Annotated in this window: 16 protein-coding genes and 1 pseudogene; 10 read left to right on the top strand and 7 right to left on the bottom strand. The window is 42.7% G+C overall.

All coding sequences use genetic code 11. The features are described 5' to 3' along the window. Positions 1-255: 255 nt before the first annotated feature. Positions 256-651 carry a hypothetical protein gene (locus CXF81_RS06805; RefSeq protein WP_101180612.1) on the top strand — a complete coding sequence of 132 codons (396 nt, stop codon included), beginning with the start codon at positions 256-258 and terminating at the stop codon, positions 649-651. 285 nt (positions 652-936) lie between these two features. Here the strand turns inward: CXF81_RS06805 and CXF81_RS06800 are convergent, their stop codons facing one another. The 6 genes from CXF81_RS06800 to CXF81_RS06775 form a co-directional block, all read right to left on the bottom strand. Then, entirely contained in the window at positions 937-1,998 is a 1,062-nt protein-coding gene (locus CXF81_RS06800; RefSeq protein ID WP_101180611.1) for a FemAB family XrtA/PEP-CTERM system-associated protein, read from the bottom strand. Next, the gene (locus tag CXF81_RS06795; RefSeq protein WP_101180610.1) at positions 1,976-2,998 is read right to left on the bottom strand and encodes a WalW protein; all 1,023 of its coding nucleotides are present in this window, start codon (positions 2,996-2,998) and stop codon (positions 1,976-1,978) included. Before CXF81_RS06795 ends, CXF81_RS06800 begins: the two co-directional genes overlap by 23 nt. Continuing rightward, the gene (locus CXF81_RS06790) at positions 2,995-4,113 is read right to left on the bottom strand and encodes a glycosyltransferase (protein WP_101180686.1); all 1,119 of its coding nucleotides are present in this window, start codon (positions 4,111-4,113) and stop codon (positions 2,995-2,997) included. Before CXF81_RS06790 ends, CXF81_RS06795 begins: the two co-directional genes overlap by 4 nt. 17 nt (positions 4,114-4,130) lie before the next feature. Continuing rightward, a complete protein-coding gene (locus tag CXF81_RS06785) occupies positions 4,131-5,099 on the bottom strand; it encodes a glycosyltransferase family 2 protein (protein ID WP_101180609.1) in 969 nt (322 codons plus the stop codon). After that, a complete protein-coding gene (locus CXF81_RS06780; RefSeq protein WP_101180608.1) occupies positions 5,099-7,726 on the bottom strand; it encodes a hypothetical protein in 2,628 nt (875 codons plus the stop codon). Before CXF81_RS06780 ends, CXF81_RS06785 begins: the two co-directional genes overlap by 1 nt. A gap of 142 nt (positions 7,727-7,868) precedes the next feature. Next, the gene (locus tag CXF81_RS06775; RefSeq protein WP_101180607.1) at positions 7,869-8,912 is read right to left on the bottom strand and encodes a GNAT family N-acetyltransferase; all 1,044 of its coding nucleotides are present in this window, start codon (positions 8,910-8,912) and stop codon (positions 7,869-7,871) included. Positions 8,913-8,979: 67 nt separating this feature from the next. On the opposite strand from CXF81_RS06775, the gene CXF81_RS06770 reads away from it, so the two are divergent. The 7 genes from CXF81_RS06770 (at position 8,980) to CXF81_RS06740 (ending at position 15,638) form a co-directional block, all read left to right on the top strand. Then, on the top strand, positions 8,980-9,786 hold the full coding sequence (locus tag CXF81_RS06770) for a serine protease (protein ID WP_101180606.1): 807 nt from the start codon (positions 8,980-8,982) through the stop codon (positions 9,784-9,786). 144 nt (positions 9,787-9,930) lie between these two features. After that, positions 9,931-10,695, top strand: a complete 765-nt coding sequence (locus tag CXF81_RS06765; RefSeq protein ID WP_101180605.1) for a twin-arginine translocation signal domain-containing protein — start codon at positions 9,931-9,933, stop codon at positions 10,693-10,695. Between the two features lie 50 nt (positions 10,696-10,745). Further along, positions 10,746-10,940 (top strand): hypothetical protein, encoded by a 195-nt coding sequence (locus tag CXF81_RS06760; RefSeq protein WP_232771810.1) that lies wholly within the window; start codon positions 10,746-10,748, stop codon positions 10,938-10,940. Continuing rightward, entirely contained in the window at positions 10,941-11,813 is an 873-nt protein-coding gene (locus tag CXF81_RS06755) for an HprK-related kinase A (protein ID WP_101180603.1), read from the top strand. Next, complete coding sequence (locus CXF81_RS06750; protein WP_101180602.1) at positions 11,803-13,014, top strand: nucleotidyltransferase family protein; 1,212 nt, start codon at positions 11,803-11,805, stop codon at positions 13,012-13,014. The genes CXF81_RS06755 and CXF81_RS06750 overlap by 11 nt, the downstream gene beginning before the upstream one ends. A gap of 1 nt (position 13,015) precedes the next feature. Next, on the top strand, positions 13,016-14,038 hold the full coding sequence (locus tag CXF81_RS06745; protein WP_101180601.1) for an NAD-dependent epimerase: 1,023 nt from the start codon (positions 13,016-13,018) through the stop codon (positions 14,036-14,038). A 514-nt stretch (positions 14,039-14,552) separates the two neighbouring features. Continuing rightward, complete coding sequence (locus tag CXF81_RS06740; protein ID WP_101180600.1) at positions 14,553-15,638, top strand: glycosyltransferase; 1,086 nt, start codon at positions 14,553-14,555, stop codon at positions 15,636-15,638. Between the two features lie 211 nt (positions 15,639-15,849). Here the strand turns inward: CXF81_RS06740 and CXF81_RS06735 are convergent, their stop codons facing one another. Further along, positions 15,850-16,686 carry a RimK family alpha-L-glutamate ligase gene (locus CXF81_RS06735; protein ID WP_101180599.1) on the bottom strand — a complete coding sequence of 279 codons (837 nt, stop codon included), beginning with the start codon at positions 16,684-16,686 and terminating at the stop codon, positions 15,850-15,852. A 750-nt stretch (positions 16,687-17,436) separates the two neighbouring features. Here CXF81_RS06735 and CXF81_RS06730 point away from each other — a divergent pair. Further along, a complete protein-coding gene (locus tag CXF81_RS06730) occupies positions 17,437-18,330 on the top strand; it encodes a tyrosine-type recombinase/integrase (protein WP_101180598.1) in 894 nt (297 codons plus the stop codon). A 3-nt stretch (positions 18,331-18,333) separates the two neighbouring features. Beyond that, positions 18,334-19,523: pseudogene (locus CXF81_RS06725) on the top strand (IS91 family transposase). The last annotated feature ends 343 nt before the right edge of the window (positions 19,524-19,866 follow it).

The following is a 19,866-nucleotide window of genomic DNA, read 5'->3' as shown; positions in this document are numbered from 1 at the left end:
ATCGCCCTTAGGGTGCGGTTTAGCCGCGCAGCGTTGGCGGCAACAGAGGGCCAGTATAATTAGCTGATGCCGTCGTATGGGACCTGAACATATTCGCAATATCGTTATTCAAAAAATACTGAGTTATCATTCCTTTTGAACGGTTTAGGCGAACAATAAAGTAGATTTACGGCACAATTTAGTGCATGTTCAATAATTAACTAAGGACTGCGTATAATTACCTATTAAATTAGGCGCGCAAGGAGAGCTAATATTATGGATAACATACAGACCCTAAGTAATCGTGAAACGCAATACATAGATATACTGCGTGGCGGCTCAACTGGATTCGGAGTAGGTTCAACTGGAGTTGGCGCAGGCTCAATAGGGGGCGGCGCAGGTTCAACCGGAGTCGGTGCAGGTTCAATTGGTGTTCTCACAGGCTCTTCTGGAGTGAGGGCAGGCTCAACTGGTCTCCGCACAGGGTTAGTTGGTCGTCGCACGGGCTTAGCTCAAGATGGTATAAGCCTAGTTCGAGTTGGCGAAAGCTCAGCAGAAGATGGCGGAGCTAAAGTCGGCGCATCAGCAGTTCAGCGTTCTTCAGCACTAGCACCAAATGCAAACAGGGATAAACTAAACCCAACTGCTATGACTAATCTCACTAAATTTTGAAACATTTTTACAATAACAAGTTCTGAATTACTTCTTTAAATTCAAGCCGGCACTTTATATGAGCTTTGGTTAAGGGGAATTTATGAAAAACACGCTTTGAAGCGCAATAGAAATAAGGAGGTGTGAAAAATACCTAATACGACGAGAAAAACGTATGAAATTGATGCTGCAATTAGTTCGATTTATTTTAGCTTTAATAGTTATTTTTAACTACATGCCTTCAGCTTTTCTTTGTTTTTATATTAATTCATACTTATCTTTTATTAAGGATCTTCTAAGATCCAATCATAAACTTACATATTTCCTGATCTTTGGCCCCACATAATTCACTATAACAAGGGGCAGTTTGCGCCAAATTGATTCAACTGACTCTCTTATTTTCGATTTTCCGAGATCTAGCTCTTCTATAAGATGTCCGTTTTCATACCTAGCCCAATTTAATGGCGCAGGCCAACTACCCCATTGTTTCTTAAAGTTATACGTACCTTCATTAACCGTTGAGCGCCCAAAGTCGAATACTTGGGCACCTTTAGTAATCGCTTCACTTAGCACCGCCCAATACAACAGCATGTTGGGTGCGAGTCGATTGTACTCTGCGTTAGTTGATGCCCATGGTATTGATGCGGTGTTGTTGTTAAGTAAGACAATACCGCCACCAATCACTGTCTCATTTTTATATACCAGCACCATGTAGGCATTGTTCGTATATTCACGCAGCACAGACATAAACCAGGCTTTGGAATGAACGGGTGAGCCCAATAAGTGCATATTGCCAGCGAAAACCGCATAGAATTCATCCACATGCTTTGCAAAATCATCCGTGTCGTTATACTCAATGACCTTTGATGTCAGGCAGTTTTTTTCTGCTTTGCGAATTTGGCTGCGTAATTTTGATTTGAAGTTGGCCATCTGTTCGTCGGGGGTAGCCGCTAGATCCAGCAGCATCCTGACTTTTTGTCCATCCGCTAAACTATCAGGGTCGACGGTGGTGGTGTCGGCATTTCGCAACTCAACAGGCTCTATAGTGTCCTTGGCGATGTCATTGTTAGCAAAAGTTATCAATGCGTCTAGCGCCTCTTGCGTGTCGGCAACGGCGCCTGCACCATCGCAGTAGGGAAGCGATACTAGGTTTTTTTGTCTGCACGGCATGCCCATCCTAATTAATGGCATCACCCCAACGAGTTTACCGTAGTCAAAGGCGCCAACATATATCGCTTTAAAACCATAGCTTTTTTCTATCGCTTGGCCCCAAGCAAACCGATGGTACGGTGTTGTTTTTGCGCAGGCGTTTACGTATTGATCCCAAATGTGGCGGTCATTACGGTTAAGTTTTGTAACAATAGTCATGTGTACTTAATATCGTTGGATTTTGTGAAAAGTAGACTTGGGCTTCTTTTAATGTCATGAAGTTCAAAGTGTAGTCCTCAGAAAGTAGGTTGATCACCTCACTTATCCGAGAACAAATAACGGTAAAGGGGTCTTCAACATTAAAAAAGCCGGTCCCATTAGCGATCAGGTTTGAGCTATGAAAAAACATATTAATGTAAGGCGAGCCGTTTTCATGCATCTTGCGGGCAAGTGCCACCATATCTTGAGCTTCCATTACTTCTGGGCTCATGTAAATTTTTCTGAGCATATTCGAATGCCAAAGCATGCTAACGGTTTTTACGTACTTCAGGGGTGCTGATTCTGCTGCCTGATGCACTGCATTGGCTACTGAAAAGTGCTTTCTGTTAAAACCGACACTAGCCTGTATTTCCATTATATTACGCTGCTCGCCAGCTTTGAGAACGTTGTTCGCATCCGGCCAGTAAGCGCCAATAGGCGAGCCTTGGCAGCTGAAAAACTCATTTGAATAATAGGGGTATACGCTGGAGTCAACCGTAAAGCCGCGCGACCACAACAGCTGCATAATGGCCTCAGAAATACCCCAACGCCCCGTTCTGAATGAGGTTGGTTGATAATCAAATTCGGTCACAAAAACCGAGACTAACTCATCCAGCTTGGCTTCTACTTGTTCAATCGGCAGATTAACCACGTGTGAATTGGCTTCATTGGGCTTATCAAAATACGGCGGATTTGCCCATGGGTGTAAATGGGCACCTAGTTCGCAGGTATTTTGCTTTATCGCATTTTCAAATACTTTATTTTCGATAGCGCCTTTGGCTGCAGCGTAGTCGACAAAATAGCAGGGACGAATGCCGCGCTCGTCACAAAACGACTGAAATGCCGGTATTTGAACTAAATTTTTCACTGAAAAGTCTTTTTCTGGGAACGGGCCGTCCCAATCCCATTCTTCTTCGGTATCGACGGTGAGTATAAAGACTAATTCAGGTTTGTTCTTCACAGGCTAACTTCCTTGTTATCCAAAACTTCATTAAATAAAGCGACATATTCATCGGCCATTCTTTTAGCTGAATAATGTTCATTAACATAGTCGCAGGCATTTTTACCTAGCTGGCTCGCGTAATCTTCATCTTGTAAGATCTTTTCCCAAGCTAATAATAAGGCGGCTTTATCACCTAAGGGGGCTAACAGACCTGTGTGTTCGTGAGTGATCAACTGATCGATACCGGCAATGTCATAAGCGGCAACGGGGGTTTCCATTGCGCAGGCTTCCATTAAACAACGCGGTATACCTTCTAAGGTCGATGTCATCACGAATAAATCAAAGCTCTTTAAGTAGTCTAGTCGGTCATCGCGATAACCTAAAAAATGAATGTCACCTTTTGACGCTAGTGTTTGCGTATGCTGCTCAAGTGAGGCGCGCGAATCGCCATCACCTAATAATACCAGTTCAACATTATCCATTTTCTTGTGCAGTTCATCAAACACATCAAGTAAATCAAGGATGTTTTTACGACTGATCATTTGACCTATAAAACCAATGCGCCTTTTGGTTTCTTTTGATGCCGCCGGTTTGTTTTTGAATTTTTCAACTTCGGATAAATCCACGCCATTTTGAATATAGACTAATTGCGGTTCTTTAATCGAGTATTGTTTACAATCTTCCACTAATTGCGGTGATAAAGGAACCACATGATCAGCAAACTTCATGGCTTGGCAGCCTAACCAGATAAACAGTCGAAGCTTGATGTCTTTCGCATTTTCAAAACCATGTGGAGTCACAATAACCGGCACACCGGCCTTTTTTGCTGCCAATACGCCAAGCACATCTGATTTATAACCATGTGTGTGAACCGCATCAATGTTATTCGTTGTAATATAATTAGCTAACGCAGACACCGCTTTGTAATCGAATTTATGCGCCATGGGTAGCTCAAATACGTCACCGCAATCGCGTTTAAAATGTGCTGCTATTTCAAGGTTTTTTGATGCCGCCTCAGCGGTAACAGCTAAGCTATAGGTCACATTAGGGTCTTGTGTATTGTTACACAGGGCCAGTATCCAGCGCTCTGCTCCGTAAAATCCGGTTGAACAAATAAACTGTAATATATGCATCTTGCGTGACGTATTAATCAACTATGGCTACTCGTTCTTATGGGTTTGATTAAGCCTAAAATTGTACCCCAAGTTCGCGCGGGAAAATACAGACCGTAAAATTTAATAATGGTCACTATTGAAAGCGCAGGTGATGCTAGCTTGACTAATCTTAGTACATACAGTGATAGCACACCAATGCTGGCGACCATGCATAATAGGGCTAATACACTGTGTCCTATGACAAAAAACAGCAGTGCAAATAGTAGCCCAAAGGAAAACACCGGTGGTGCAATAAAGCTTGGATACTCGGCCAACCCGATATCTCTTCCTTTTAACGAGGCTAAATTTGATTGCCCGCGCCACACTTCTTTTTTTGCCATTTCAATAAATTCTTTGTCTTCACCAAGGTGAACATAGTCACTCGCCGTGGAATACAACAACTTGCCTTGTTCACCCACTTTTTGGGTGAAAACATAGTCTTCACAAGTCACTAGGTGCTCAGGAAAGCCGCCGGAAGTGATAAATGTGTCGCGTGTCATGAGTAAGTTTCTGCCAGGTAAAAACTCGACGTGACAATCGACGCTGGCGTTACTTAATTCGGTTCTTAATATTTCAAGCGGGCTGGCATGTTCACAGGCCACTTGCACTGCACTAACCAACTTTGTATGTGCTGTTAACAATGGGCGTAGCGCACTTAGCCAATTACTGGCAAGGCTAATATCGGCATCTAAAAATGCGATTAAATTTCCGCTGGCCTTTGCAAAGCCTAAGTTTCGTTGCGCTGATATCGTCACCTGCTGCGGCGCATAAATAATGTGTAGGTCCATGTTCTCAGTCAGTAATTCGACATCAAAATGCAGCGTCTGGTTTTTTGTGACCACGATCACTTCAATATCAATTGCAGCGCCTTGTAGCAGGCTAATTGAGGTGAGGGTATCAACTAACATATTCTCTCGGCCTAAATGAGGGATAATGAAACTGCAACGCTCTGCTGTCTGCTCCATTATTTGAGTCTCAACTGAGGGAAGCGAATAAGTAGATGCTTGAATTCTCGAGTTAATGAGTAACCCTTTATGAAGCGCCCAGCGAAGCGGACAAAACTAAATGCTGCGGTGCGATGTTCAATCGTCACTTCTGGATCAACATCATTGGTCAAGCCAATTTGACTGATATCACCAATATTATTTTGCATCACTAATGCTATCACCCGAGTGAAATCTTTTTCGTTGCTGTTGCATAATTTGTTTTCAACATAACGCGTTAAGCTATCAACTTTTTGTTGCATCAGTTCTTTTAAGTGCGGCAGGTCGGCATAATTCAAGGCAATTTTTAGTACCATTATTTTTCTCAGGTCTTGCGCCGTCCAAGTGTCATTTGGATATTCAAGTTTCTGATGATTATCTAAATACGGTTGCTCTTGTGTTGCAATCCATTCAATGTAGTGTAAAAACGACTTTTTGATACTGGCATAATCATGATCAATGCCATATACGGTTTCGCACATCCATAAATACTTGGCAACCGACTGCATGAAAACAATGTAATACCACGTATTTTCAATATCCTCAAAATTTCGCTCAGCAATAATATCGGTAAAATGAAACGTTTGGGTAATGATGCTTGATGCTCTTTCTACATAGAGGCGGTTAGCCGTTAGTTCATAGCTATCAAGCAGTACATTGACGTAGTTTGCAACGCCTCTATCCAGAGGATAACGACCAGTTAATGGGTTTCTTACAATCGCTCTGTTTCGATATTGGAGCAAGCTGCCTAGCAATGTGCCGTCGCCTTCGAAAAAATAAGTAATCCAGTTGCCTAGTTGGATGACCGCGTTTTTCGCGCTCTCATTTCCAGTTAGCTGATAATACAGGGCTAAGCCACTGGTATAGCAATGGTGACTTCCTGGCCCGCCGCCGCCGGCATGATCCTCGTAAACACCTTTTTGTTGGCGTTTTGAGTAAGTGCGGTGAGTCGCCGTTTCAGCCTCTACGTAATGGTCCGTGTGCCAAAAAAGGCCGCCATTATATTCCTGTTTATCTAACTCTGAATGGTAAATATCGATATTAACAATATGTTCAAAGAGGTCATCTGCTAATTCTTTCCATTTGGGATCGCCAGTAATTACCCATTGCTTAAGAAAACCTTGTAAAGGGTCATACTGATTATTGTAGTGCGAGACAAAAATATCATCGCCCTTGTATCCTATTGCTTCATGGTCAGCATAAATATCACCAAAATTTCGCCAGCCAAATTCATCGACAGCTTCTCGCTTAGCAAAAAAGTTTCTCTCTCCCGTCAAACCTAAACTAACGATGCTAGTTAGCGGGCTGTGGGTAATTGATTGGGTTAACCACGGAATAGTATTGGCGCTGCAAAATATATCCGGGTTAAGGCTCATCGTAGGGGGCTGACTGTTGGCATTGGTTAGCACCGGTGTTTGTAATAACGCGATATTCAATGAATGAAACTTTATTTCACCGGGCTGTAACTCAATACCAGCATCGGTGTTTTTTTCACAAAAATTGATATCCAGTTCGTCATTCAGGGCTGCTACTTCCAGCGGAAACTTTTGCCACATATTGTCAACATGAATAGCAAAGCGTTGCGCTTCATCAGACATCATAAATGCCAGTGATGGTCTTAATTCTCTATAGGTATGTGTTTGCTTTTTATCGACTTCAAAAACCACGGCGCCGCGTTCTTTTTGGTGAATAAGGCCATTTTTATCGACATGATTTTTAGATAACCAGTTTTCACCACCACTATTATTTATCAATAACGACCATTGTTCAAAGTGCTTAAATACCCGGTTTTTATGGCTTGTGCTATGGTTTGTGCCATCATTTACGCCAGCATTTTTAGCCGCACTGGCGCGCGCAATCGCATCCGCATTAGTACCGGTATTAGCAACTGAGAAACCGCCCTTCGGCAATGCTATTTTTAATCCAAATTGAGTTAGTTCGATGCTATTTTCATTGCCCAGATCCCATTGACCATTTTGCGGAATAAGCGGCATTGGGTTATGCACCGATAATGCTATTTTAAGCTTGTTGGTAGGGTAATCAAGCTTGTACTCAACCGTTACGTATAAGTATTTTTTATGCGTATCCAACTGCGTTTTATATTGTTGTTTTAATGTGGCATAAAGGGGGTGGTTACATGAACTGGTTTTGGTCAACAACCTTGAATTAATTAACTTGAACTTGGTGTCTGTTTGTTTTAACGAAAAAATTGGGGATAATTCAAGTGCTACAAGGTCGTTGCTGGTTACTTGTTTTACTGATAAAAAAGAATCGGCGGATACCTGCAGTGTTAAATCTTTGGATTTTAGCAAGAAGGCGCCGTCTTTTTCAAATACACAGTCTTGTTTTTTGAAGATGCTTGCTGGGCTCTCGGTTACAAAGTACTTTTGGCTTTTGCGTTGGTCTGAATAGCCTTCAATTTGGCACCATCGAATGGATTTGTCATCCCACAAAGCGCTTGCAGTCACACTCGAAATGACAGGTAAACCTGCCTCGGTGACTATCTGTAATTTTTGTTCAGGCCAAAAAGTCGCCTTAGGTAACGGCAGCCCAACTGAAAATGGGGTGGGGACTCCATTTGTTCCATCAAAATTAAACGCATGAATCATTGTAACGCTGCACCTGCTCTTGGAGTTTGCTCATTTTCTCGCCAATGAGTATAAATTTTTATTGGAAAACTACACGTATTTTTTTTGATAACGTGAGTTGATAAACTAGACTCTCAGCTTAAAACATATTTCAGACCAGGTGTCAGCGTCGTAACAGCGACTTTAGCTTTGTTAAGAGTCTATTGCGACGGGTGTTTTTGTACATCGAGACGTGGTAGACCTGATAGCTGTTATTCGACATTTGCTCTTTGTATCTTGCTGGGCCGGCTAAAAAGTCGTAATTGTCATACCCAAGGTGTTTAAAATGCTCTATTGCATGAAAGTGCATGGTTAAGCCCGGCTTATATTTATTGCCTAAGTCGACATAGTTAATTGCCGACAAATAAAACAGTATCTGATTATCACTAATTAAAACGTATAAATACCCAAGGATGAAATCGCCTGCTGTGAGCGTGAGTAGTTTAGCCTTGTCTGAGTATTCGTGATCACTTGTGCCCAGTAACTGTTCATGGAATTGCACAAACGTTGGATTGGTAAAGCCACTGCCATATTCACTGGTTCCCCATTTAAGGATATGCAATTGAGCGATTTTATTGAATAAGTCGTGGTGTTCACTTTGCTGGGCAATAGTGACAGAAATAGGGCCAAATTTATCTTCAATTAGCTTATTTGAACGTCTAATCGACGCTCGTGTATTTTTTGAAAGGCTGTCAAGATAATTGCTTGGCATTTTTAACCCAGCATAAAAATTAGTTTCTGAGGTGATTTCTGGTTCTAAATAGCGTGCATGCTGCCATTGATCACTGAGGCACGTTTGAGCGGTCACTTTTGCAAAATTTTTCAACTCACTGAGCTTTTGCAACATCGCTTCAAGCACGGCAGGACGATCATCAGGACGACAAATAATATCATTCTGCTCTATCCAAACTTGATCCTCGCTATGCACCCCTGTTTGATTTAAATAATATCTGTCACCAAGCCAATGCTGCTGACAGCCCCAGAAAGCTAAGCCTAGTATGTGTGTGTCACGTTTGCAGACCATTAAAAGTGGTTTTTTAGGTAGTGTTTTTAGCCAAGGTATTAGCCAAAGTTGACTTAAAAATACACTGTCATTTGAATTCGCTACTTGTGCTAGCAATGCGTTTACATGATCTAGTTCGTAGCTTTTAAAAATCTGAGTCAGCATATTTTTTGATTGGTTAGTGTTCTAATTTTAGTTATGCTAACGCACAAATCAACAGAAGAGAATGATAATGCAAATCAAAAAAGGAAGTGCAGTTACTGATGGATATTGGGGGAGCACTATTTTCGCTTTACTTTGTTTGTGTTTCACATCTATGACATCGGCTCAGCAAACGCAATCGCTACCTGAATCAATAAAACAGATAAAGCCCTCCATAGTCGGTATTGCTATTTTTACGCCACTCGAGTCAAATGCACCGCAAATATTAGGTACTGGTTTTGTCGTGGGTAATGGCAAATATATTGTGACCAATTACCACGTGGTTTCCAAAGAATTAGATCCGACAATTGTTCAAAATTTTGTTGCCTTGAGTGGTACAGGCCAAAATCCCGCAATTCATAAAATGGATATTATCGCAATAGACCCAGTGCATGATATTGCTATTTTATCCATCGATACAGCATTGCCTGCGTTAAAACTGGCTAATGATGACTTGATAGACCAAGGAACGTCCGTTTTCTTTACAGGTTTTCCTATTGGTGCTGTTTTGGGTTTATACCCTGCAACGCATCAGGGAATTATCGCCGCCATTACGCCAGACGTGAACCCGGCTAGCAATGCAAATCAGTTAACCCTGCAAATGTTAGACCGGCTTAAAACACCCTTTTTGGTTTATCAATTAGATGCCACAGCCTATCCTGGCAACAGTGGCAGTCCGGTTTTCGCTAGCAACAGCAACGACGTAATTGCGATTATAAACAAAGTATTTGTATCACAAGGCAAGGAAGCGGCCTTAACAAACCCGAGTGGCATTAGCTATGCAATCCCAATTAGGGATCTGAGAAAGCTAGCCAAAGGCAATGACATAGCGTTATAATGACCGACGGTGTTTAAATTAGTGTCAGCTTTTTTATCAGTTTCTGAATGGGCTCTGTAAAACATCTATAAAAACAAAGAGTTATTTTTTGGCTCAATTCTTGCACTATATTAGTTAGTGCACTAAATGATCAGGTGATATGAAATGATAGACAAAAATTCAAATTTGACCGACCAAAATTTGGATGGACCAAGTAGCCGCCGTCAATTTTTAACACGAGCTTCTGTTGGTGCGGCATTGGCGACAATTCCCGCTAAGTCGGTGTGGGCAACTGGATTAACCAACAGCATTGTGGCGTCCGGTCACGGTTCTGATTTTGCTGGTGGAACGCCCCTGATGTTGAAGTTGCCTGATCAATGGCTTCGCTCTGGTGTTTCTGCCCTGGGTCGAGTCTATGCAAATCTTACATACACGGCCTCACCCGTTATTAATTGGAAGCTGAGACGATGCTTCAATGGTAAGGAATCTAAGCTGCGTTTGTGTCACTTGTTAGGTGACAAAATTGAGTTGACACATTTTATTGAGCAAAAAGTGAAAGGTAAAGTAGGTAGCCAAGAGCACGACGGTCGCTACTACGACATTGAACTCACAGAACGTGGCTTAAGCAAAAACAAAGAGCGCAGGTACACTTGGGAAAAGTTGATTAGGCATTTGGGCGGCGAAGATGGCTCTCCTTCAGAGCTTAATAGCTACATAATAAGCACCTACTTGAATGCTAGGTACAGCGGTCGTCATGGTATTCATTACCCAATAGTGAATGCAGTAAATGGAAATCATGCACCGTATCAAAATGCCGAGCTATTTATAAGTAAATTACATATAGCAGCTGTAGCTGACCCTGTGGGTACATTGAGAACGCTTAAAGCGCTGCATCATCATCCTGAAAGTTTGCAACATATAGCTGGATGAGTAAAAACATTGGTGAGAAAACCAAGTTAGAATGTAAAAAAGGGATGCTAATGCATCCTTTTTTAGATAAGTCAGGGCTGGTTTTTTTTAATACCCAAAGTACCGTTGTCACTTCCATTAGCGTTAATGAAGCGGTTTTTAAAGAGTGGCTTGATTGTCCACAAAAGCTGTGCAAAGAAGACTTAAGCAAGTTACGAACACTCATTGATCAAGGCTTTCTAGTTGAGTCGCAGGTGTCAGCGTAAATGCAAACCTTTCAATTAAACTTACCCCCATTCACGTTTCAAGTCGAAACCAATATTCCATTGGTCGCCCGCAATGCCAAGATTTTATATGGCGATGCTTTTAGTGATGAAATAGACCCATTGGTTTATGTTGATTATTATTTAAGTGCGACCTACTCAGGCGGGATCAGGCGCTTTTATAAACCCCAAGCGCGTTTTTTATGTGATGAGCGTGAACCCTTTAAGCCGCTAAAGGCAAATCAGGCATATGCAATGCTAGAATGGGGAATGAATTGGACCGTTGCTGCGCATGAATTACAGTATGCAATAGTCCATTCTGCTGTGCTTGCTAAAGACGACAAAGCAATTTTGTTTCCGGCACCGCCAGGCTCAGGTAAAAGTACCTTAACGGCGCATCTATCGCAAAACGGATGGCGGTTGTTATCGGATGAAATGGCCTTAATTATCCCGGATACAAATCAAGTTATTCCATTTGTGAGGCCTATTTGTTTAAAGAATAGTTCGATAGCCTTAGCCAAACAATGGTTTCCCGAGTCTGTTTTTTCTACCGTAGCTGGCGACACCCACAAAGGCGACGTGATCCATATGGCACCGCCCAAAGCAGCGTTTGAGCAAAATCGAACCGCGGCTACAATTGTCGGGATTGTTTATCCTAACTATAAAGTAGATAGAAAATTAGACATCTATCAATTAAATATGACCGAGAGTTTTATGCAGTTAGTTGATAATTCGTTCAATTTTACTGCCATTGGAAAATCCAGCTTCGACACTATTACGTCATTAATAGAGAAAACAAAGCACTTCGAAATCTTTTATAACGATCTAAACGAAGTGGATTTGTTTTTAACTGAAGATATTATCAATGTTACTTAATCAACACTTTATTATTCAGCTGTTTTTGAAGCCCCAGATGCTATTCGCATTAACCGAACCTGAGCGCTCAAAGGCGATGGTAGTGCTTAGAAAGCAAAAAGTGTTGGCTAAATTAGCGTTTCTGATTTTTGATAATTCGCTTGATGAGCAATTACATGAAAAGCAGTTGGTCTCAGATGAACATGCGCTGCAATCGGATAAAAAGCCGCTGTCGGTAAATGAAAAGCCACTGCAATTAGATGAAAAGACCATACGGCATTTAAAAAACGCCTTAAAGATAGCTGAGAAACAAAAAGAACAGGTATTTTTAGAAGCCAATGAGATAAGCCATATTCTCAAACCAGTATCAGAATTTGTGGTGTTTTTAAAAGGGGCAGCATATAGCCTCAATCATTCGCTGGCGGGGCAGGGCAGAATATACAGTGATATCGATATTTTGGTAAACAAAGCACAACTTATCGATTGTGAGCAAACATTGGCTCTGCATGGGTGGTTTGGGGAAAAAATCAGTGACTACGATCAACGTTATTATCGTAAGTGGGCGCATGAAATTCCACCTTTAGCGCATATACATCGGGGCACTATAATTGATGTTCATCATAATATTATTCCGATTGTGTCCAATGATGCACCGAGTGCTTCAGTCTTAAAAAATCACATAGTAAGCAATAAAGATGGCATTCAAACCCTCAGTTTACCGGCTCAGTTTGTGCACAGTGCAGTCCATTTATTTAGAAATGAAGAGTACAAAACGGCTTTTCGTGATGTACTCGACTTATACTTTATGCTGATAGAGATAGGCGCCGATAACTTGAGTGATGTTCTCGATGTTGCTGAAGAACTCGGCTTCAAGTACGAAGTAGGCTTGGCTCTGCGTGCGTTGCAAAACATATTTGATTTATCATTACCGACACCAACGATTGATTTATTGCTAAATAAGTCGACGTTACGCGTCGCTTTTGATCAATTTATTTTCGCAAAGGTGTTACTACCTCAACATCGATTATTACACTGCGATGCGACTCCCATTCGGTATTTTCTGGCAACGGTGCGAGGACATTTTATTAAAATGCCGCTACATTTACTCACTTACCATTTACTCATGAAGTCGGGTCGGGGTATTATTGAAAAAATATTCGGCGAGCATATCTTTACCCCGAAAGATGTTCAATCGAACGATAATTTGTCACCAAGGAAATAAATTGAAAATTTTAGTCACCGGCGCAGCAGGTTTTATCGGCGCCCACACATGTCGTCAATTACTTGATATGGACATGGATATCATCGGTATAGACAATATCAATGATTACTACGATATATCGCTTAAACAAGCGCGGTTAGATTGGATAGCAGAGCATAAAAACGCCGCTCGTTTCGAATTCATAAAGATGGATATTGCACATCGTGATCCAATGGAAGCCTTGTTTGAAGCGCATAAATTCGATCGTGTTATTCATCTTGCAGCGCAAGCGGGCGTTAGGTTTTCGATTGAAAATCCACATGCATATATCGACGCTAATATTGTTGGTTTTATGAATATACTAGAGGGTTGTCGCCATCATGAGGTGGCGCACTTAGTGTATGCCTCATCAAGCTCGGTTTATGGTGCTAATGAAACGATGCCATTCAGTGTTGACGATAATGTTGATCATCCGGTTTCACTTTACGCAGCTAGCAAGAAAGCCAATGAATTGATGGCTCACACCTATAGCCATTTATATAATTTACCAACAACGGGCTTACGCTTCTTCACAGTATATGGTCCTTGGGGGCGCCCTGATATGGCACCGTTTAAATTTACCAAGGCGATCAGCGCGGGTGAACCTATCGATGTTTATAATTTTGGCAATCATCGCCGTGATTTTACCTACATTGATGACATTGTATCAGGCGTTATTAAAACCATGATGCATGTCGCTACGCCGGACCCAGAATGGGACGCTAAGTCACCTTCTCCTAGTTCCAGCAAAGACCCATGGCGTATTTATAACATTGGTGCACAAACACCAGTACACCTGCTTACGTTTATCGAAACAATAGAAAAAGCACTCGGTAAAACCGCTGAAAAAAATTTATTGCCAATGCAACCAGGTGACGTAGTCGAAACCTATGCTGATGTTGAAGCATTGGTTAAGGAAGTGGGTTATCGCCCAAGTACCAACCTAGACGACGGTATTGCTGCTTTTGTTGAATGGTATAAAGATTTTTATAAAATTGATTTGTAAAATGATGGGTAAAAAAACGAGTGAAAAATCGGGTAAAAAAGTGACTCATTTAAATTTCTGAAGCACAAATAAATTTTAGCGATGAGCAGGTGAACATGTTGATCAATAATGCTTTTAACAACCCCTCATGGGATCCGACCTCATTTGTTCTAGAAGATTTAAAGTATACTGTCAGGAATTAGTAGAAATGAGCTAACGCAATTACTCTTCAGTTGGGAGTGAATGAAGAGGACAGGATACTTCGGTCAGTAAAAATATCACAGCATGTTTCTTCAGGTGCGCAAAAATCACGCTAGGCAGTTGAACATGGCGCGGCTATTTATATCACGGTGCCAACCCCTAGTAGTGAAAAAGCGATGCCTTATAAAGACCCGCTTAACTACTGCAGAAAACTATTTGCACAAAGTTGAGTGCCTATTGCTAATGTAAACCTAGATATGCTTGTACTTACCTGTGAGTTTGCCTTTTTTGGTTGAGAATTCGCTAATTAATAGACAAATACAAGGCTAAAAATATGAAGAATGTTGCGGTTATTATTGACTCGCTCGCCGGCGGCGGTGCTGAGCGGGTTATGCTTACGCTTGCCCAAGAAATGATTGCGCAAGGGAATACCGTGACGTTCTTTTCATTGAAGGAAAATGTTGAGCATATCGTGCCAGATTCAATCGATGTGGTTTTTCCTTTTAAGGGAAATAAACCGTCTTTGCGCAGTTGGTTCAGTGGTCATCGGCATGCTGCAGTTTTGTCCGCGGCAATTAAAGCCGCAGAGAAACAACAACAACCGTTCGATTTGGTCTTGGTAAATTTGCTTGAAAGCTATCGTTTAGCTCACCTTATTAATTTGAAAAAGTGTTTTTATGTTATTCATAACTCCTTTAATATAGAGCTTCAACGTGAAAAATTGATGGGTCCAATCAAATATTGGTATATGCGAAAAATAATAAAACGCATGTCAGATAAGCAGTTGGTCGCCGTATCTGATGGGGTAGCGCAAGAGTTGAAAACAGCATCGCTTTACAATCCTAGTTCCGTGACTACAATCTATAATCCTTTTGATATTGCGCGCATTAAATCGTTATCAAATAAAACAACAGAGCGATTGCCGCTTGAAAAATACATTCTACATGTAGGCCGCGCTGCTAAAGCCAAAAGACACGATATTTTATTTGCTGCACTTAAACTTATTGAGTCACCGATAAAGCTAGTATGCTTAGCTGGTAACACTAAAAAATTGCGAAAATTAAGTGAAAAAATGGGCGTTTCGGATCGATTGATTTTACCTGGATTCACAACTAACCCTTATCCTTGGATAAAAAATGCCGAACTACTCGCACTTAGTTCTGATTTCGAAGGTTTACCTACAGTGTTAATTGAGGCTATTGTATGTGGAACAAAGGTTGTATCAACAAATTGTCCGCACGGGCCAAATGAAATATTGCTGGATGACTTATCTCAATACTTAGTTCCACCACAGGATCCGCATCAATTAGCTATTGCTATTAATAACGCTTTGAAAGCTAATGTTAATTTAACTGATGCAACAATACTTGGTAAGATAAATGCAAAAGATGTAACAAAATCCTATTTGGCGCTTTGTTAACATTGTTTGCCACAGGCGTGATATCAAATTCGCTCAAATTCATTTAAATTAGTTCAAAAAAGTAGCGCCATCTTTTTTATAAATTATAAATTATAAATTAACATTTCAACTCGGCATACGTTTGAGTTCTTAAGGGCTAATGCACTGTTTGGAAACCAAGTAAGCTTGACTGTTGCATAAAAAGTCATTCTAGGCCTACCTTTGACCCTTTTTAAAGCCCCGCGGATCTTTGAATCAAATAGGCGGCGGTGGCGTCGATGGGATCGCAACCAAGGACGGCTGTCGCGCCCGGATGAAAGCTGGAAACTGGGTTCAGGTCGATGAAAACCGGATTGCCCTTTTCATCCAGAAGGTACTCGACTGCGCCGAGCTCCATCCTTGCGGACTGCATAATTTTTTTCACCGACTCGGTTACTTTCGGGGCAATTTCGCGAGCAGGCCTGAGGGTAACATCCGATTCCGGGTGAGCTAGGCAGTAGTCGAACTTGTCAGCTTGAATCGGTGAGCTGGCTTCGTAAAGGATGTCGGAACCGAGGACTTCGATCCGGTGGACGCGGCCGTCTGCGGCGGTTAGCATCTCTTGCTCAATCCAGCCTTCTCCTCGACTAAAAAGTCCATCTGGCGAGGGTTCGCCGTCTTCAAGTATCCGGATCCCTCTGCCAAAACCACCTGCAGGTGGTTTGAGAAGGACCGTTTTTCCGTGTATGGCGCGTCCGCCCGGAACTGCGGGGTACGTTTGCGGCGTAAGCACTCCGCAGTCGTTAAAAAGCTTGGCTTGAGCCAACTTACTGTAGCCGGTCTGGAAGCAGAATGATCCGTTGATCACAGACCTACCCTCGGTCTCCCATGTTCGCAGAGAATTGGTGATCCGATCCGCCCGAGCCTTGTCACGCTCAGCAAGAAGGGCGGACACGCGGTTGACGATCAACCCATTCGCTGTGATCTGCTCCGGATCATCAGTAACTTGCACTTTGATGCCCCTCGATTCTAAAAGGCCAACGAGGGGGCGAATCCATTCTGGGATATCAGTGAGAATTAAAATAGACATTGACTTGTATCCGGCTGGCTAAGGTAAATAGAAAAAATAAAGTACATCACTGATCTATGCAACAGAGTAGATTTGAGCGAATAAGCAACGGTAACATACATACTGGCGATATCATCGAATATACGTGAAGCTGCAAATAGATATTTTTATCGTGTCAACGCCAGTGAAACAGACTATTCGTTGCAAAAATATCAAACCGTAAGGAGCATTTGCTAGTTTTTATTTAGTGTTGTCGGCTGTGACCATATCTTTTTAAATTATTTCATTGTGACCAGATTGAGACCATTTGGGACACTTGGGCTGCCTTGTTGTCATTATCAAAAATAGTGAAATTACAAAGCGATTTTTTCTATCCGAAGACTTAGCAACGCGATTGTCAGTGCTTTAGTAACTATGCAAGTTAATTAAAGTTTCAAACTCACACTAACATTATGAAACCGCTTTCAAGTGGTTTTGGCTTTATGATTTGTTTGGTTAGCTAAATCATTCTTAACAACTATAAAGCACGATTAAACAATTGACAGAAAGTGCTGCTTAAGAAGACGGTTAGATTCTTTTTGATCATTCCCGCTCTAATCTTATTGCGGATCGTCGAGCATGTATCTCTGACGGTCGGCTCTACGGCAAAGAACTAAACTGCTACCCGCGGTAGGGTTGTTTTTTATAGCTCAAAAAGTAACCACCACATCGTTTCCTCATTTAAGCTGAATAAAGGGCATCCCGCCCTGAATTCACTTAAGGAGTGATGATATGACTCAAGTCAAAAAGCAAATTAGTCCCCTTCGCCAACTCATGATAGACGAAATGAACATGCGTAAGCTCAACCCTAGAACCCAAATCGGTTATCTTAGGGCCGTCGATAAGCTTGCCAAGTATCTGAAACACTCGCCAGAGCAGGCAACATCAGCACAGTTGCGAGAGTTTCAGATAGCGTTAGCCGAACAAGGTGCATCAAACTTCACTATGAATGGGACGATAACGGGCTTGCAATTTTTGTTCGCCAAGACTTTAGATCGTCCAGATGTTGTTAAGCGATTATGTCGCGTACCTGTTCCTCGTAAATTACCCACGGTGCTGAGTGTCGAGGAAGTAAAACGCCTCATTGATGCTTGTCATTCACCGAAGTACACAACAGCCCTGTCGGTGGCATATGGCGCTGGCTTGAGAATTAGTGAGGTGGTTGCATTAAAAGTGTCGGATATAGACAGCAAACGTATGGTGCTCATTATCGAGCAAGGAAAGGGCAAAAAAGACAGGTTAGCGAAACTCTCTCCCGCACTGTTGGTGTGTTTACGCGATTGGTATAAGTACGCTCAGGCACAAAACTTGATGTTAAAAGGCGGTTGGTTGTTCCCCGGTCAACAACCGTATAACCCAATGTCTACCCGACAACTCAGTCGAGGCTGTTTGGCGGCGGCAAAGGATGCGGGCATTGAAAAGCGCGTATCTATGCACTGTCTGCGTCACTCATTTGCCACCCATTTGCTGGAAGCAGGTGTAGATATCAGAGTTATCCAAACTCTGCTGGGACACAGCAAACTCGATACCACTGCGCTTTATACGCAGGTCGCCACGAAGTTGATTGATAAGGTGGTGGGTCCACTGGATGCATTATCGATGAAACCGGAGGAGGTTGACGAATAAGCGGTGGCTCGACCCTCGTTGGAGGTGGCTGATGTGTTTCGCTTCCATGGTGCACAATATAAAGCGAAACAAGGCAAGCACCTTCACCTGAGTCAACTCAAAGTGATGTCGGCGATTGAGGCTTGCCGAAGTGCCAAACTAGGTGGTCATCAATTACATTGCTCGCAATGTGAGACTGACGTAATCGCGTATAACTCATGTCGTAATGGGCCTTGTCGTGAAACGATTGCCCGAAGTGTCAGGCATCGAGTGCTAAGCGCTGGCTAGAAGCACGGCAAACGCAGTTGTTGCCGGTCGATTACTACCATGTGGTGTTCACCTTGCCCGCTGCCATCAGTCAGTTGGCCTTTTACAACAAAGCCGATATGTACGGCTTATTGATGAAGGCGGCAGCGCGAACGCTCGCCACCATAGCCGGCGACCCTAAACATCTAGGGGCGCACATTGGCACCACCATGGTACTGCACACGTGGGGCTCGGCGATGGTACATCATCCGCATGTGCACTGCATTGTGCCCGGTGGCGGCATTAAAACCGGTGAGCAACAATGGCAAGCCTGTAAGAAGGGCTTCTTTTTACCTGTGCGGGTATTATCGCGCTTGTTTCGCCGCTTGTTTGTTGAAGGACTGCGTGCGCTATTTGAGCATAAACGCTTATTATTCTTTAGTGAGGTCAGTGAGCTTGAGGATGCTGAAAAGTTTGCTAAGTGGTGCACACAACAGCAAAACCGAGAATGGGTTGTCTATGCCAAAAAGCCCTTTGCAGGGCCAAGGGCAGTGTTAGCCTACTTAGCCCGATATACGCATCGAGTCGCCATCTCTAACAGTCGACTGCGCGAGATAAACGACAAACAGGTGAGCTTTACTTACAAGGACTACCGGCGAAAAGGGAATAATCAGCATAAAACTATGCAGCTCGACACCGTTGAATTCATTCGCCGGTTCATGCTGCATGTATTGCCATCAGGGTTTCATCGTATACGCCACTTCGGTTTGCTGGCGAGCCGCCCCAAGATGGCACTGGCTCGCAAATTACTGGATGCGCCTGCGCCCGAAGTAGATGAAACATCAGCCAAAGCTGACGAGGAGACTGCTGTATTCAACTGCCGAAAGTGCCAACAGCCCTTGGAGATAATGGCAATAAAAGAGCCTGTATACTTGCCTCGCGCCCCGCCAAAAGCTGAAGTAAGATGATACTAAACAGCCATAACAGCACCATCTATACCCTCGTTAAAAGACGATGTCAGGCTCGCTATACTTGGAAATCAAGACAACACACAAATAAGGGCAAAAAACGGAGCGGTAATGTTATTAACACAATAAAATGCAGCAAGGTGATTTGTAAAACGACTAGATCACTCGCCCGAAAAAACAAAAGCCACAAACCTCACATCAACACCCGCCCACGCCACATCGAAATCCCCATAGCACAGGTTCGAAGGTAACTCACCGCGGTTTCGTTCACTGGGGATTATCCGCCAGCAGTCATGAAATACCGAGAGTAAATGGGGTTTAGTGTGCTTGACTGCTAACCGAT

Origin of the sequence: Glaciecola sp. 33A (genome assembly GCF_002836745.1) — a bacterium.
In the GTDB taxonomy this organism is placed as follows: Bacteria; Pseudomonadota; Gammaproteobacteria; order Enterobacterales; family Alteromonadaceae; genus Glaciecola.
The sequence above is the reverse complement of the archived record's forward strand: the minus strand, read 5'-3'. Positions and strand labels throughout refer to the sequence as shown.

Bases quoted from the DNA above. Each gene is read 5' to 3' on its own strand.
- CXF81_RS06805 (WP_101180612.1), top strand. From the start codon at position 256: ATGGATAACATACAGACCCTAAGTAATCGTGAAACGCAATACATAGAT.
- CXF81_RS06800 (WP_101180611.1), bottom strand. From the start codon at position 1,998: ATGACTATTGTTACAAAACTTAACCGTAATGACCGCCACATTTGGGAT.
- CXF81_RS06790 (WP_101180686.1), bottom strand. From the start codon at position 4,113: ATGCATATATTACAGTTTATTTGTTCAACCGGATTTTACGGAGCAGAG.
- CXF81_RS06785 (WP_101180609.1), bottom strand. From the start codon at position 5,099: ATGGAGCAGACAGCAGAGCGTTGCAGTTTCATTATCCCTCATTTAGGC.
- CXF81_RS06780 (WP_101180608.1), bottom strand. From the start codon at position 7,726: ATGATTCATGCGTTTAATTTTGATGGAACAAATGGAGTCCCCACCCCA.
- CXF81_RS06775 (WP_101180607.1), bottom strand. From the start codon at position 8,912: ATGCTGACTCAGATTTTTAAAAGCTACGAACTAGATCATGTAAACGCA.
- CXF81_RS06770 (WP_101180606.1), top strand. From the start codon at position 8,980: ATGCAAATCAAAAAAGGAAGTGCAGTTACTGATGGATATTGGGGGAGC.
- CXF81_RS06765 (WP_101180605.1), top strand. From the start codon at position 9,931: ATGATAGACAAAAATTCAAATTTGACCGACCAAAATTTGGATGGACCA.
- CXF81_RS06760 (WP_232771810.1), top strand. From the start codon at position 10,746: ATGCATCCTTTTTTAGATAAGTCAGGGCTGGTTTTTTTTAATACCCAA.
- CXF81_RS06755 (WP_101180603.1), top strand. From the start codon at position 10,941: ATGCAAACCTTTCAATTAAACTTACCCCCATTCACGTTTCAAGTCGAA.
- CXF81_RS06750 (WP_101180602.1), top strand. From the start codon at position 11,803: ATGTTACTTAATCAACACTTTATTATTCAGCTGTTTTTGAAGCCCCAG.
- CXF81_RS06740 (WP_101180600.1), top strand. From the start codon at position 14,553: ATGAAGAATGTTGCGGTTATTATTGACTCGCTCGCCGGCGGCGGTGCT.
- CXF81_RS06735 (WP_101180599.1), bottom strand. From the start codon at position 16,686: ATGTCTATTTTAATTCTCACTGATATCCCAGAATGGATTCGCCCCCTC.
- CXF81_RS06730 (WP_101180598.1), top strand. From the start codon at position 17,437: ATGACTCAAGTCAAAAAGCAAATTAGTCCCCTTCGCCAACTCATGATA.